The sequence below is a fragment of the Candidatus Dechloromonas phosphoritropha genome (genome assembly GCA_016722705.1).
Lineage (GTDB): Bacteria > Pseudomonadota > Gammaproteobacteria > Burkholderiales > Rhodocyclaceae > Azonexus > Azonexus phosphoritrophus.
In genome coordinates this window covers 1,053,504-1,068,139 of sequence record JADKGN010000004.1, presented here as the reverse complement: position 1 = coordinate 1,068,139, position 14,636 = coordinate 1,053,504, and the positions used below count along the sequence as shown (strand labels likewise).

General features: G+C 57.9%; 11 protein-coding genes and 4 tRNA genes. All 15 read left to right on the top strand.

What is annotated here, in order from left to right; translation table 11 throughout:
• Positions 1-31 precede the first annotated feature (31 nt).
• The 15 genes from IPP03_10860 to rpoC all read left to right on the top strand — a co-directional run bounded on the left by IPP03_10860 (position 32) and on the right by rpoC (position 14,579).
• Complete coding sequence (locus IPP03_10860; GenBank protein ID MBL0353125.1) at positions 32-268, top strand: LysE family transporter; 237 nt, start codon at positions 32-34, stop codon at positions 266-268.
• A gap of 183 nt (positions 269-451) precedes the next feature.
• On the top strand, positions 452-766 hold the full coding sequence (locus tag IPP03_10855) for a c-type cytochrome (protein ID MBL0353124.1): 315 nt from the start codon (positions 452-454) through the stop codon (positions 764-766).
• A 109-nt stretch (positions 767-875) separates the two neighbouring features.
• Positions 876-960: transfer RNA gene (locus IPP03_10850), tRNA-Tyr, on the top strand.
• Positions 961-1,001: 41 nt separating this feature from the next.
• Positions 1,002-1,075, top strand: a tRNA-Gly gene (locus tag IPP03_10845).
• 30 nt (positions 1,076-1,105) lie between these two features.
• Positions 1,106-1,180: transfer RNA gene (locus IPP03_10840), tRNA-Thr, on the top strand.
• Between the two features lie 56 nt (positions 1,181-1,236).
• Positions 1,237-2,427, top strand: a complete 1,191-nt coding sequence (gene tuf / locus IPP03_10835) for an elongation factor Tu (GenBank protein ID MBL0353123.1) — start codon at positions 1,237-1,239, stop codon at positions 2,425-2,427.
• 63 nt (positions 2,428-2,490) lie between these two features.
• Positions 2,491-2,566, top strand: a tRNA-Trp gene (locus IPP03_10830).
• A gap of 24 nt (positions 2,567-2,590) precedes the next feature.
• A complete protein-coding gene (gene secE, locus IPP03_10825; GenBank protein MBL0353122.1) occupies positions 2,591-2,944 on the top strand; it encodes a preprotein translocase subunit SecE in 354 nt (117 codons plus the stop codon).
• Positions 2,941-3,474 carry a transcription termination/antitermination protein NusG gene (nusG, locus tag IPP03_10820; GenBank protein ID MBL0353121.1) on the top strand — a complete coding sequence of 178 codons (534 nt, stop codon included), beginning with the start codon at positions 2,941-2,943 and terminating at the stop codon, positions 3,472-3,474. The genes secE and nusG overlap by 4 nt, the downstream gene beginning before the upstream one ends.
• 115 nt (positions 3,475-3,589) lie before the next feature.
• The gene (gene rplK / locus IPP03_10815) at positions 3,590-4,021 is read left to right on the top strand and encodes a 50S ribosomal protein L11 (GenBank protein MBL0353120.1); all 432 of its coding nucleotides are present in this window, start codon (positions 3,590-3,592) and stop codon (positions 4,019-4,021) included.
• 2 nt (positions 4,022-4,023) lie between these two features.
• Positions 4,024-4,719, top strand: coding sequence for a 50S ribosomal protein L1 (rplA, locus tag IPP03_10810; protein MBL0353119.1), 696 nt, complete (start codon positions 4,024-4,026; stop codon positions 4,717-4,719).
• Between the two features lie 227 nt (positions 4,720-4,946).
• Positions 4,947-5,444 carry a 50S ribosomal protein L10 gene (gene rplJ, locus IPP03_10805; GenBank protein MBL0353118.1) on the top strand — a complete coding sequence of 166 codons (498 nt, stop codon included), beginning with the start codon at positions 4,947-4,949 and terminating at the stop codon, positions 5,442-5,444.
• Between the two features lie 37 nt (positions 5,445-5,481).
• Positions 5,482-5,853 carry a 50S ribosomal protein L7/L12 gene (rplL, locus tag IPP03_10800; protein MBL0353117.1) on the top strand — a complete coding sequence of 124 codons (372 nt, stop codon included), beginning with the start codon at positions 5,482-5,484 and terminating at the stop codon, positions 5,851-5,853.
• Positions 5,854-6,061: 208 nt separating this feature from the next.
• Positions 6,062-10,345, top strand: a complete 4,284-nt coding sequence (gene rpoB, locus IPP03_10795; protein MBL0353116.1) for a DNA-directed RNA polymerase subunit beta — start codon at positions 6,062-6,064, stop codon at positions 10,343-10,345.
• A gap of 22 nt (positions 10,346-10,367) precedes the next feature.
• On the top strand, positions 10,368-14,579 hold the full coding sequence (gene rpoC / locus IPP03_10790; protein MBL0353115.1) for a DNA-directed RNA polymerase subunit beta': 4,212 nt from the start codon (positions 10,368-10,370) through the stop codon (positions 14,577-14,579).
• The last annotated feature ends 57 nt before the right edge of the window (positions 14,580-14,636 follow it).

The following is a 14,636-nucleotide window of genomic DNA, read 5'->3' as shown; positions in this document are numbered from 1 at the left end:
GACGCTCTGGTTCGGCTTCCAGAAGTGGTGCTTGCCGCCTTCGTCCCTTGCTGCCGACCAGATACCGGTACGCCGCAAGGGGCTTTTCCTTCAGGGCTTGCTGGTCAAGCTGACCAATCCGAAGGCGATCAGTTTCATTGGCGCCCTCGTACCGCAGTCCCTCAATCCGGCAAGGCTGCAAGTGCCGCGGCATCTGCTGATCGCGGCAACGCTCTGTCTGACCGACATCGTTGCCGGACCCCTGCTGGCCATCTCTTCGTGCTCCTGATGGTCTGGTGCTGTCAACCTCGGGTGTTGCGCTGCGTTAATCAGAAGCGGCTGAATTTTTCGCCATGCCTCTGCCTTGAGTATTGCAGCAAAGAGTAAACGCGCGAGATAGTTTGCAAGGGGCGAAAAACGGTTTTATCATCGCACGGTGAATTCCCACCAACCTGACGAACGGAGCAAGAAAATGAAAGCTGTATATATCGCAATGATGGCAGCCGCTGGTATCGTGATGGCCGGCCAGGCCTATGCTGATGAAGGTGCCGATCTGGCCAAAGCCAAGAACTGCATGGCCTGCCACGCCATCGACAAGAAGCTGGTCGGTCCGGCATACAAGGATGTTGCCGCCAAGTACAAGGGTGATCCCAAGGCTCAGGAGATGCTGGCCGTCAAGATCAAGGCCGGTGGCAAGGGCGTCTGGGGCCAAATCCCGATGCCGCCGAACAATGTCACGCCGGAAGAGGCTTCCAAGCTGGCTGCCTGGGTTCTGTCCCAGAAGTAATCCACTTTCGTATGTTTCCGGAAAGCCGGTACGCGCCGGCTTTTTTTTGTTCGGAGTGTTTTGAGTATTGACACCTCCGGATTGACAAAGGATAATCTTGCGTTCTTCCGGAGGGGTACCCAAGCGGTCAACGGGAACAGACTGTAAATCTGTCGGCTCTGCCTTCGAAGGTTCGAATCCTTCCCCCTCCACCAGAATGAATGCGGTAGCGTCCTGTGCTGCGTGCTAGAGTCAAGCGGGTGTAGCTCAATGGTAGAGCCGAAGCCTTCCAAGCTTAAGACGAGGGTTCGATTCCCTTCACCCGCTCCACATTGCGGCGTGGTTGGAGTGTTTAGGTAGGCCCATGTAGCTCAGTGGTAGAGCACTCCCTTGGTAAGGGAGAGGTCGGTAGTTCGATTCTACTCATGGGCACCACCGATAGGCTTGGGATCTGGATTTTTTCTTATTTGATTGATGATTGGGGAACTTGAATGGCTAAGTCAAAATTTGAGCGTACGAAGCCGCACGTGAATGTGGGCACGATTGGTCACGTTGACCATGGCAAGACCACGCTGACGGCTGCGATCACGACGGTGCTGTCTGCGAAGTTTGGTGGATCGGCCAAGAAATACGATGAAATCGATGCTGCGCCGGAAGAAAAGGCGCGCGGCATCACCATCAACACCGCCCACGTCGAATACGAAACCGCCAACCGTCACTACGCTCACGTTGACTGCCCGGGCCACGCCGACTACATCAAGAACATGATTACCGGTGCGGCGCAGATGGACGGTGCCATTCTTGTCTGCTCCGCCGCCGACGGCCCGATGCCGCAGACCCGCGAGCACATCCTGCTCGCCCGTCAGGTGGGCGTGCCCTACGTCCTCGTGTACATGAACAAGTGCGACATGGTCGACGACGACGAACTCCTCGAACTCGTCGAAATGGAACTGCGCGAGCTGCTCTCCAAGTACGACTTCCCCGGCGACGACACCCCAATCATCCAGGGCTCCGCTCTGAAGGCCCTCGAAGGCGACCAGTCCGAAATCGGCGTCCCCTCCATTTTCCGTCTGGCCGATGCTCTGGATTCCTTCATCCCGACTCCGGAACGCGCCATCGACCGGCCCTTCCTGATGCCCGTCGAAGACGTCTTCTCCATCTCCGGTCGTGGCACCGTGGTCACCGGCCGTATCGAACGCGGTGTCGTCAAGGTGGGCGAAGAAATTGAAATCGTTGGTATCCGTCCCACCATCAAGACCGTCTGCACCGGCGTCGAAATGTTCAGGAAGCTCCTTGACCAAGGCCAGGCCGGCGACAACATCGGCGCCCTGCTGCGCGGTACCAAGCGTGAAGACGTCGAGCGTGGTCAGGTTCTGTGCAAGCCGGGTTCGGTCAAGCCGCACACCCACTTCACCTCCGAAGTGTACATCCTGTCGAAGGACGAAGGCGGACGTCACACCCCGTTCTTCAATGGCTACCGTCCGCAGTTCTACTTCCGCACGACCGACGTGACCGGCTCCATCGACCTGCCGGAAGGCGTCGAGATGGTGATGCCCGGCGACAACATCGCCATGACCATCAAGCTGATCAACCCGATCGCCATGGAGGAAGGCCTGCGTTTCGCCATCCGTGAGGGTGGCCGCACCGTCGGCGCCGGCGTCGTTGCTAAAATCATCGTGTAACGGAAGCGCTACGAAGTAATAGGAGCGCTTCGGGAAGCCGAAGCGCTTTGATGTCTCTGCAGCAGGGGTATAGCTCAATTGGCAGAGCGTCGGTCTCCAAAACCGAAGGTTGGGGGTTCGACACCCTCTGCCCCTGCCACACTCTTTAAAGATCGCGAAGTTCATGGCTGACAAGATCAAGTTTGCGCTGGCGCTGGTTATTCTGGCTGCCGGCGTGGCTGGTTTTTACCTCCTCTCCGAGCAAGCAATGATTTTGCGTGTCCTTGCGGTACTCGCAGGGGTGGCGCTGGCCGCTGCCGTTGCCTGGAAAACCGGGCCGGGGCAGCGCTTCTTCATTTTTGCAAACGAAGCCGTAATCGAGGCCAAGAAGGTTGTCTGGCCGACGCGCAAGGAAACCATGCAGACTACTGGCGTCGTGTTCGCGTTTGTGGTGGTCATGGCACTGTTCCTCTATCTGACTGACAAGAGCCTTGAGTGGATTCTTTACGACCTCGTGCTGGGCTGGAGGAAATCATGAACAAACGCTGGTATATCGTCCATGCCTATTCCGGCTTTGAGAAAAGCGTTATGCGGGCGATTCAGGAACGCATCGAGCGTCTTGGTATGCAGGACAAGTTCGGTGAGATCCTGGTGCCGGTCGAGGTTGTTCGTGAACTGAAGAACGGGCAGCCAGTCAATTCGGAACGCAAGCTATTTCCTGGCTACGTGCTCGTTGAAATGGATATGGATGACGATTCCTGGCATCTGGTCAAGAGCACGCCCAGGGTGACTGGCTTCCTCGGTGGTACTGCAAACAAGCCAACGCCCATTCCGCAGAAGGAAATCGACAAGATCATGCAGCAAGTGCAGGAAGGGGTGGACAAGCCCCGTCCCAAGGTGTTGTTCGAAGTTGGCGAGATGGTTCGTGTCAAGGAAGGCCCGTTTGCCGACTTTCATGGCGCTGTCGAGGACGTCAATTACGAAAAGGACCGCCTGCGCGTGGCGGTAACGATTTTCGGGCGGGCAACGCCGGTCGAACTGGAGTTTTCGCAGGTCGAAAAGGCCTGAGTGGCAATGAAAAAGGTTTAAAGGGTTCGCCGACCGCCCTTCAATAGTCCGGCAAGAGGAGCGTTGGTAGGCGCAAGCCGAAGGCGCGTCAGCACTCATCATCCAAGGAGCAATCATGGCCAAGAAAATTATTGGCTACATCAAGCTGCAGGTTCCTGCCGGTAAGGCGAATCCGTCGCCACCGATCGGCCCGGCGCTGGGCCAGCGCGGTTTGAACATAATGGAATTCTGTAAGACATTCAACGCCCAGACTCAGGGTTTGGAGCCTGGGTTGCCGATTCCGGTGGTGATCACCGCCTTTGCCGACAAGTCTTTCACCTTCGTGATGAAGACACCCCCGGCAACAATTCTGATCAAGAAGGCGGTCGGCATCAAGTCCGGTTCCGCCAAGCCGCATACCAACAAGGTTGGTAGCATCACCCGCGCTCAGGCTGAAGAGATCGCCACCACGAAAATGCCGGACCTGACTGCGGCTGACATGGATGCAGCGGTTCGTACCATTGCCGGTACCGCCCGTTCGATGGGTATCACGGTGGAGGGATTCTGAACATGGCCAAACTAAGCAAGAAACAGAAGGCGCTGCAGGGCAAGATCGTTCTACAGAAGTTCTACCCGTTAAAGGAAGCGCTGGCGCTGGCCAAGGAATCGGCAACTGCCAAGTTCGATGAATCGATCGATGTCGCGGTCAACCTCGGTGTCGATCCACGCAAATCCGATCAGACGGTTCGCGGTTCTGTCGTGCTGCCGGCTGGTACCGGCAAGTCGGTTCGTGTCGCGGTCTTTGCACAAGGTGACAAGGCCGAAGCCGCCAGGGCGGCAGGCGCGGACGTTGTTGGTTTTGACGACCTGGCCGCTGAGGTCAAGGCGGGTAACCTCAATTTCGACATCGTCATCGCCACTCCGGATGCGATGAAGGTCGTCGGCCAACTTGGGCAGATACTCGGACCGCGTGGCCTTATGCCGAACCCGAAAGTGGGCACCGTGACGATGGACGTGACGACAGCGGTTGCCAACGCCAAGGCTGGCCAGGTCCAGTACCGCACGGACAAGGGTGGCATCGTGCATGCAACGATCGGCCGTGCCTCATTCCCGGTCGACAGTCTCGAATCCAACCTTAAGGCGCTGATCGATGCGCTGACCAAGGCCAAACCGGCCACCTCCAAGGGACAGTACCTGCGCAAGATCGCGGTTGCCGCCACTATGGGTCCTGGTGTTCGCGTCGATCAGGCCACTCTGGCTAACTAATTAGGAACTTTGGGCCGCCGATCCCCGTTTCGACGGAGACCGGTGGATCGTCAAAGACCGCAGGCGACCCGCAGGGGTCTCAATCGCGAAAGCAACCTGCGCAGACGGTGTCCCAGAACAAGATTTTCTGCTGACCGGAAGCGGTTGGCATGGCTTCTGGTTCAGGTCGCCGTGGGTGCGGCGGGAATTTCTCCCGTCGTGTTATGACTTGAAAGGAGGAAGGGCCTGTGGGTCTCAATCTGAACGACAAGAAAGCTGTCGTGGACGAGGTTGCGGAGCAAGTAGCCAACGCCCAGACAATCGCGATTGCCGAATATCGCGGCATCAAGGTGGGACATCTCACCGTGCTGCGCAAGAAGGCGCGCGAGTCTGGCGTATATCTGCGTGTGATGAAGAACACTCTGGTGCGTCGCGCCATTGCTGGTACGCCGTTTGCCAGTCTGGCCGATCACATGGTCGGACCGCTGATCTACAGCGTGTCGGCCGACCCGGTGGCAGCGGCGAGAGTCCTCAACGACTTCGCCAAGACTAACGACAAGCTTGTGCTGAAGGCAGGTTCCTTCGCAGGCAAGGTGCTCGACAAAGCCGGTGTGGAGGCGCTCGCCTCCATCCCGAGCCGCGACGAGTTGCTCGCCAGGCTGTTGGGTGTGATGCAGGCTCCGGTGTCCGGCTTTGCCGTGTGCCTGGCCGCACTGGCTCAGCAGCGCGAAGAAGCCCCTGCTTGATCCCCGCGTTTAAGAACTGAATTAGGAGTTTTCTGAAATGGCAATTAGCAAAGACGATATCCTGGAAGCCGTTGGCTCCATGACTGTTATGGAACTGAATGACCTCGTGAAGGCGTTCGAAGAGAAATTTGGCGTTTCCGCCGCATCCTTCGCTGGCGCCGGCGCTGGCGCCGCAGTTGCTCCCGTGGTTGAGGAGCAGACCGAGTTTACCGTCATGCTCAATGCGGCCGGTGACAAGAAGGTCGAAGTCATCAAGGTTGTACGTGCCGTTACCGGCTTGGGCCTCAAGGAAGCCAAGGATCTGGTGGACAGCGCGCCGAAGGCGGTTAAGGAAAGCATTTCCAAGGCTGAGGCAGAAGCCCTCCTGAAGCAACTGGGAGACGCCGGCGCCAAGGTCGAGATCAAGTAGTCGACTCTTGTTGGACAGGCTGGCGGCTGGTGCCGTCAGCCCTTTTGTGCGTGTATTGCAGGTTGAATCAACCAAAAAAGACAAACTTGAGTTACGCCAGCCGGCAAATGCAAACGCTGCTTTTTCCTTCCCTTCCCGGAAGGAGAGGCCGTTTGCGTTTGCCTGTTTCCACAGGTTTCATGTTTGACTTTATCCTCACGGAGTTACCATGACTTACTCCTTCACCGAGAAGAAGCGCATCCGCAAGAGCTTCGCCAAGCGCGCCAGCGTGCTTGACGTTCCGTTTCTGCTTGCCACCCAGCTTGAATCCTTTATGGCCTTCCTGCAAGCCGAAGCGACACCAGGCAAGCGCAAGAACGAGGGCTTGCAGGCTGCGTTTACCTCGATTTTCCCCATCATCTCCCATTCTGGCAATGCGCGCCTCGAATTCGTCAGCTACATGCTCGGCGCGCCGGCTTTCGATGTGAGCGAGTGCCAGCAACGCGGGCTGACGTTCGCATCGTCGCTACGCGCGCGGGTCAGGCTGGTGATCATGGATCGTGAAGCACCGGATACTGTGAAGGAAGTCAAGGAGCAGGAAGTCTATATGGGTGAAATCCCGCTCATGACGACCAACGGTTCTTTCGTCATCAACGGCACCGAGCGCGTCATCGTTTCCCAGTTGCATCGTTCGCCAGGTGTTTTCTTCGAGCACGACCGGGGCAAGACGCACAGTTCCGGCAAGCTGCTGTTCTCGGCGCGTATCATTCCTTACCGCGGTTCGTGGCTCGATTTCGAGTTCGATCCGAAGGATATCCTCTTCTTCCGCGTCGACCGTCGGCGCAAGATGCCTGTAACGACCTTGCTCAAGGCGATTGGCATGTCATCCGAGGAAATCCTTGCGCATTTCTTTGACTTCGACACTTTCCGGCTGACCAAGGACATGGTCGAGTTCGCGCTGGTGCCCGACCGTCTCCGAGGCGAAGTGGCGCGTTTTGACTTCGTCGCACCCGATGGTAAGGTCATCGTTTCCAAGGACAAGCGGATCACGGCCAAGCATGTTCGTGATATCGCCAGTGCATCATTGAGCCAGATCATCGTTCCCGAGGATTTCATTCTCGGCCGTGTCGTCGCCAGGAACATCGTCGACAAGGAAACCGGAGAATTCGTCGCCAATGCCAACGCCGAAATCACCGAGGCCCTGCTCGTCGATTTGCGGAAGGCTGGTATCGAAACGGTCGAAACCCTCTACACCAACGAACTTGATCGCGGTGCATTCATTTCCAGCACCTTGCGCGCCGACGAAACAGTATCCCGTCAGGCTGCCCGCATTGCCATTTACCGCATGATGCGCCCCGGTGAGCCGCCGACGGAAGAGGCTGTGGAGATCCTCTTCAACGGGCTGTTCTACTCTGACGATCGTTATGATCTCTCCGGCGTCGGCCGGATGAAGTTCAACCGCCGCCTCGGTCGCACCAACGTAATTGAACACAAAGTGATGATCAGGAGCCTGGCTTCCAAGGCTGAAGCTGCATTGAAGAACCTCGCGGAAGGAAGTGGCTTCCCACTCGCCGTGATTCAGGACCTGGTGAGCGGTCTCCCCTTCGGGCCACGCGCGCTGTCGGAAAACCTGCAACTTGCCGATGCCGAGATGATTGCCGCAAAGGTCAGGCCGCTGGGTGCCAACGTCGAGTCTCGCGAGCAACTGACCCTGTCGCCACGTGACATAGTGGATGTAATCAAGATTCTCGTCGAACTGCGTAATGGCCGTGGGGACATCGACGACATCGATCACCTCGGCAATCGCCGTGTCCGTTCGGTAGGCGAACTGGCCGAGAATCAGTTTCGCGCTGGTCTCGTTCGCGTCGAGCGCGCGGTCAAGGAACGCCTGTCGCAGGCTGAGTCCGACAACCTGATGCCGCATGACCTGATCAACGCCAAGCCCATCAGTGCCGCAATCAAGGAGTTTTTCGGTTCCAGCCAGTTGTCGCAGTTCATGGACCAGACCAACCCGCTTTCCGAGATTACCCACAAGCGCCGCGTTTCCGCCCTCGGCCCTGGTGGTCTGACCCGCGAGCGTGCGGGTTTTGAAGTGCGCGACGTGCATCCGACTCACTATGGTCGTGTATGCCCGATTGAAACGCCGGAAGGCCCGAACATCGGACTGATAAATTCGTTGGCTCTGTTCGCCCGGGTCAATGATTACGGGTTCATCGAAACTCCCTATCGCAAGGCGGTCGACTCCAAGGTTACCAACGAGATCGAATATCTCTCGGCTATCGAGGAGGGTAACTATGTCGTCGCTCAGGCCAACGCCTCGCTCGACAAGGATGGCCGTCTTTCCGACGACCTCGTGACCTGCCGTGAAAAGGGCGAAACCATCCTCGCCGAACCGTCCCGAGTTCAGTACATGGACGTGGCGCCGAGCCAGATCGTTTCTGTCGCTGCATCTCTGATCCCGTTCCTTGAACATGACGATGCAAACCGCGCCCTGATGGGCGCCAACATGCAGCGTCAGGCCGTACCCTGCCTGCGTCCGGAAAAAGCACTGGTGGGTACCGGCATCGAGCGAACCGTTGCCGTTGACTCCGGCACCGCGGTTGTCGCGCGCCGCGGCGGTCGGGTGGATTATGTGGATGCAGCACGGGTCGTGGTTCGCGTCAATGACGATGAAACGGTGGTCGGCGAAGTTGGTGTCGATATCTACAACCTCGTTAAATACACGCGTTCCAACCAGAACACCAATATCAACCAGCGGCCTCTCGTCCGAGTCGGCGACCTGATCGCATGCGGCGATGTGGTGGCCGACGGTGCATCAACTGACAAGGGCGAACTTGCCCTTGGCCAGAACATGCTGATTGCCTTCATGCCCTGGAACGGCTACAACTTCGAGGATTCGATCCTGATCTCTGAACGTGTCGTTGCCGAAGATCGCTATACCTCGATCCACATCGAGGAACTGACGGTCGTGGCGCGCGATACCAAACTCGGCCCTGAGGAAATTACCCGCGATATCGCATCGCTGGGTGAAGCACAACTCTCCCGCCTTGATGATGCAGGCATCGTCTATATCGGAGCCGAGGTTCAGGCGGGTGACGTTCTGGTCGGCAAGGTCACGCCCAAGGGCGAAACCCAGCTGACGCCGGAAGAGAAGCTTCTGCGTGCCATCTTCGGTGAAAAGGCTTCAGACGTTAAGGATACATCGCTGCGCGTACCGTCGGGCATTGCCGGTACCGTCATCGATGTTCAGGTCTTCACGCGGGAGGGTATCGAGCGTGACAGCCGCGCCAAGTCCATCATCGACGAGCACCTGCGTCACTACAAGCTGGATCTCGCGGATCAGATGCGTATTGTCGAAGGCGACGCCTTTGCTCGTGTCGGCCGTTTGCTGACCGGAAAGAAGGCCAATGGTGGACCGAAAAAGCTGGCCAAGGGATCGATCATCGATCAGGCGTATCTTGACAGCATGGATCCGCATCACTGGTTCGACATTCGGCTGTCCGAGGATGACGCCGCTCTCCAGTTGGAGCAGGTCAAGGATGGTCTCGAGCAGGCGCGCAAGAACTTCGATCTCGCTTTCGAGGCCAAGCGCAAGAAATTGACCCAGGGCGACGAGTTGCCGCCGGGTGTGCAGAAGATGGTCAAGGTCTATGTCGCAGTCAAGCGTCGCCTGCAGCCCGGTGACAAGATGGCTGGCCGTCACGGCAACAAGGGTGTGGTATCGCGTATCTTGCCCGTGGAAGATATGCCATACATGGAAGACGGCAATCCGGTCGACATCGTGCTGAACCCGCTCGGCGTTCCATCGCGGATGAACGTCGGCCAGATCCTGGAGGTTCACCTCGGCCTTGCCGCCAAGGGCATTGGCCAGAAGATCGGCGCCATGTTGCGCGCGGATGCCAACGCCAGGGAGGTTCGCGGATTCCTAGACCAAGTCTACAATTCCAAGGGCAGGAGAGAGAGTCTGGATGAACTCAACGATGGCGAAATCATCGAATTGGCCAGGAACCTTGAGGATGGCGTACCGTTCGCAACCCCGGTTTTCGACGGTGCCAAAGAGGAGGAAATCAAGGCCATGCTGGCGCTCGCCGGTATGCCGTCCTCTGGCCAGATGACCCTGTTCGATGGTCGTACCGGCGAAGCTTTCGAGCGTCAGGTCACAGTCGGCTACATGCACTTCCTGAAGCTGCATCACCTGGTTGACGACAAGATGCACGCCCGTTCGACCGGCCCATACTCGCTGGTTACCCAGCAGCCGCTGGGCGGCAAGGCGCAGTTCGGCGGCCAGCGTTTCGGCGAAATGGAAGTGTGGGCGCTGGAAGCTTACGGCGCGGCCTATGTGCTGCAGGAAATGCTGACCGTGAAGTCCGACGACGTGAATGGCCGTACCAAAGTGTACGAAAACATCGTCAAGGGCGAGCACCGTATCGATGCCGGCATGCCGGAATCCTTCAACGTGCTGGTCAAGGAAATCCGTTCGCTGGCGATCGACATCGATCTGGAACGTTACTGATTCAGGGCTTAGGAGTTAAACGATGAAAGCATTGCTCGATCTGTTCAAGCAGGTAACCGCCGAGGAAGAATTCGACGCGATTACCATTGGTCTGGCCTCGCCCGACAAGATCCGTTCCTGGTCCTTTGGCGAAGTCAAGAAGCCCGAAACCATCAACTACCGCACTTTCAAGCCGGAGCGCGATGGCCTCTTCTGCGCCAAGATCTTCGGTCCGATCAAGGATTACGAGTGCCTGTGCGGCAAATATAAGCGCCTCAAGCACCGCGGCGTGATCTGTGAAAAGTGCGGCGTCGAAGTGACGCTCGCCAAGGTTCGTCGTGACCGCATGGGCCATATCGAACTGGCTTCACCGACCGCACACATCTGGTTCCTCAAGTCGCTGCCGTCACGCCTTGGTATGGTGCTCGACATGACGCTCCGCGATATCGAGCGTGTGCTTTATTTCGAAGCCTATGTGGTGACCGACCCCGGCATGGTCAGCAATCTCCAACGCGGCCAGTTGCTGACCGAAGACCAGTATCTGGAAATGATGGAAGAGCATGGTGACGAGTTCGAGGCTTTCATGGGTGCCGAGGGGATTCGTGACCTGCTGCGCAAACTCGATCTCAACAGCGAGGTCGAATCGCTACGCTCCGAACTCAGTGTCACTACTTCCGAAATCAAAAGCAAGAAGCTGGCTAAGCGCCTGAAAATCCTTGAAGGTTTCCTGAAATCCGGCATCAAACCGGACTGGATGATCCTTGAGGTTCTGCCGGTGTTGCCGCCGGACCTGCGTCCGCTGGTCCCGCTTGATGGCGGCCGGTTCGCAACTTCTGACTTGAACGATCTTTATCGTCGCGTCATCAACCGTAACAACCGTCTGAAGCGTCTGCTCGAGTTGAAGGCCCCGGAAATCATTGTGCGCAACGAAAAGCGCATGCTTCAGGAGTCGGTTGACTCCCTGCTCGACAACGGGCGCCGCGGCAAGGCAATGACTGGCGCCAACAAACGTCCGCTGAAATCGCTGGCTGACATGATCAAGGGCAAGGGTGGCCGTTTCCGTCAGAACTTGCTGGGTAAGCGCGTCGACTATTCTGGCCGCTCGGTCATCGTGGTTGGCCCGCAGCTCAAATTGCACCAGTGCGGTCTGCCCAAGCTGATGGCGCTCGAACTGTTCAAACCTTTCATTTTCCACAAGCTGGAAGTGCTAGGTTACGCCACAACTATCAAGCAAGCCAAAAAGATGGTCGATGGTCAGGAACCGGTCGTTTGGGACATCCTTGAAGATGTCATTCGCGAACACCCTGTCATGCTGAATCGGGCGCCGACCCTGCACCGTCTGGGCATCCAGGCGTTCGAGCCGACCCTGATCGAAGGCAAGGCGATCCAGTTGCACCCGCTGGTCTGTGCCGCTTTCAATGCCGACTTCGACGGTGACCAGATGGCTGTCCACGTGCCGCTGTCGCTTGAGGCGCAAATGGAAGCCCGTACCCTGATGCTGGCATCGAACAACGTGCTGTCGCCAGCCAACGGACAGCCCATCATCGTGCCGTCGCAGGACATCGTGCTCGGGCTCTACTACGCCACCCGCGAGAAGATCAACGGTAAGGGCGAAGGGATGTATTTCGCTGACATCGGTGAAATCGAACGGGCGATGGCAGCAAATGAACTCGGCATTCACTCGCGGATCTCGATTCGTTTGAAGCAATATGAGCCCACTGCGGTCGACGGTGAATGGAACGAGAAAATGGTTCGGGTCGAAACGACCGCCGGGCGGGCCTTGCTCTCCAAGATTCTGCCCAAGGGTCTGCCGTTCAAGCTCATAGATCGCGCCCTGAAGAAAAAGGAAATCTCCAAGCTGATCGATGAGTCGTTCCGCCGTTGCGGTCTCAAGGAGACTGTCATCTTTGCCGACAAGCTGATGCAGAACGGCTATGCGCTGGCGACGCGTGCCGGGATCTCCTTCTGCTCCGACGATATGCGCGTTCCGGCCAAGAAGCACGAGATCATCGCCGCGGCGGAGTCAGAGGTCAAGGAGATCGAGACCCAGTACACCAACGGTCTGGTAACCCAGGGTGAACGCTACAATAAAGTAGTCGACATCTGGGGCCGTACCGGTGATCAAGTAGCCAAGGTCATGATGGAGGAACTCGGTCACGAAGAAACCATCGATCGTCATGGCAAGAAGGTCAAGCAGGACTCGTTTAACTCCATCTTCATGATGGCCGACTCGGGAGCCCGCGGTTCCGCTGCCCAGATTCGTCAGTTGGCCGGCATGCGCGGCCTGATGGCGAAGCCGGATGGCTCGATAATTGAAACGCCGATCACGACGAACTTCCGCGAAGGCCTGAACGTTCTCCAGTACTTCATTTCGACCCATGGCGCGCGCAAGGGTCTGGCCGATACGGCACTAAAGACCGCGAATTCAGGCTACCTGACGCGCCGTCTAGTAGACGTGACCCAGGATCTCGTCATCACGGAAGACGATTGCGGGACCGCGAACGGCTATGCCGTCAAGGCACTGGTCGAAGGAGGCGAGGTAATCGAGCCGCTACGTGAGCGCGTTCTCGGTCGGGTGACCGGTGAAGACCTGGTTGATCCAGAAACCCAGGAAACCGTGATCTTCGCTGGCACCATGCTCGACGAGGATCTGGTGGACCTGATCGACAAACTGGGCATCGATGAGGTCAGGGTTCGTACCCCGCTGACCTGCGAAACGCGCTATGGGCTATGCGCCAAGTGCTACGGTCGCGATCTGGGTCGTGGCAGCATGGTCAACGCCGGTGAATCGATCGGCGTCATTGCCGCCCAGTCGATCGGCGAGCCGGGTACCCAGCTCACCATGCGTACCTTCCACGTGGGTGGCGCCGCGTCGCGGGCGGCGGTGGCCTCGCAGGTTGAGGCAAAATCCGCCGGCACGGTGAGGTTTACCGCAACAATGCGCTACGTTACCAGCGCCAAGGGTGAGAAGGTGGTGATTTCACGTTCCGGTGAAGTGCTCGTCACCGACGATCATGGCCGCGAGCGCGAGCGTCACAAGGTTCCCTACGGAGCGATGTTGTCCGTCGATGACGGCAAGTCGGTCAAGCCGGGAACGAAGCTGGCAACCTGGGATCCCCACACCCGCCCGATCGTCACTGAATACGCTGGCACAGTTCGCTTCGAGAACGTTGAAGAAGGCGTCACCGTGGCCAAGCAGTTTGACGATGTGACCGGCCTATCGACCTTGGTGGTCATCGACCACAAGCGCGGCGGAAGGGCGGCGATTAAGGGGGTGCGCCCGGTTGTCAAGCTCCTTGACGATAGCGCTCAGGAGGTGAGGATCGCCGGTAGCGACCTTCATGTTTCCATCGCCTTCCAGGTTGGTTCCATTATCTCGGTCCTCAACGGACAAAAGGTTGGCGTTGGCGATGTCTTGGCACGCATGCCGCAGGAATCTGCAAAGACCCGTGATATTACCGGTGGCCTGCCCCGTGTTGCCGAACTGTTCGAGGCGCGCACCCCGAAGGATCCATCAATGCTGGCCGAGGTGACCGGCACGATCGGCTTCGGCAAGGACACCAAGGGCAAGCAGCGTCTGGTAATTACTGATGTCGATGGCAAGGCCCACGAGTTCCTGATTTCAAAGGATAAGCACGTGCTGGTGCACGACGGCCAGGTGGTGAACAAGGGCGAGAAAATCGTCGAAGGCTTGCCTGATCCCCACGACATCCTGCGTCTCCAGGGTGTCGAGGAACTGGCCCGTTACATCACTGACGAGGTCCAGGACGTCTACCGCCTGCAGGGTGTGAAGATCAACGACAAGCATATCGAAGTGATCGTCCGCCAGATGTTGCGTCGAGTGGCCATTGTCGACCCGGGTGACACACGCTTTATCAAGTCCGAGCAAGTGGAACGCGCCGAACTGCTTGCCGAAAACGACCGGGTACTTGCCGAAGGCAGGTTGCCGGCAATCTTTGATCACATGCTACTGGGGATTACGAAGGCATCCTTGTCAACCGATTCCTTCATCTCTGCGGCCTCTTTCCAGGAAACCACCCGCGTTCTGACCGAAGCCGCAATCATGGGTAAGCGCGACGAACTGCGCGGGCTCAAGGAAAATGTCATCGTCGGGCGTCTCATACCCTCCGGCACCGGTCTGGCCTACCACCGCAGCCGCAAGGCGCAGTTGGCGGGCGAGGATCTCGCTGGCGGTCAGGGTCTGGAGGCGGCAGTTGGTGAATTGGATCTTCTGGAAGCCGGCCAGTCGTCCTGAGGATGGGCACTCCCCCGGTAACGTTGACATTGGGGGGGATCGACCATAGAATCCTCG

Excerpts from the sequence above, each read along its gene's own strand:
- rpoB (MBL0353116.1), top strand. The coding sequence starts at position 6,062 with ATGACTTACTCCTTCACCGAGAAGAAGCGCATCCGCAAGAGCTTCGCC.
- IPP03_10855 (MBL0353124.1), top strand. The coding sequence starts at position 452 with ATGAAAGCTGTATATATCGCAATGATGGCAGCCGCTGGTATCGTGATG.
- rpoC (MBL0353115.1), top strand. The coding sequence starts at position 10,368 with ATGAAAGCATTGCTCGATCTGTTCAAGCAGGTAACCGCCGAGGAAGAA.
- tuf (MBL0353123.1), top strand. The coding sequence starts at position 1,237 with ATGGCTAAGTCAAAATTTGAGCGTACGAAGCCGCACGTGAATGTGGGC.
- secE (MBL0353122.1), top strand. The coding sequence starts at position 2,591 with ATGGCTGACAAGATCAAGTTTGCGCTGGCGCTGGTTATTCTGGCTGCC.
- nusG (MBL0353121.1), top strand. The coding sequence starts at position 2,941 with ATGAACAAACGCTGGTATATCGTCCATGCCTATTCCGGCTTTGAGAAA.
- rplA (MBL0353119.1), top strand. The coding sequence starts at position 4,024 with ATGGCCAAACTAAGCAAGAAACAGAAGGCGCTGCAGGGCAAGATCGTT.
- rplK (MBL0353120.1), top strand. The coding sequence starts at position 3,590 with ATGGCCAAGAAAATTATTGGCTACATCAAGCTGCAGGTTCCTGCCGGT.
- rplL (MBL0353117.1), top strand. The coding sequence starts at position 5,482 with ATGGCAATTAGCAAAGACGATATCCTGGAAGCCGTTGGCTCCATGACT.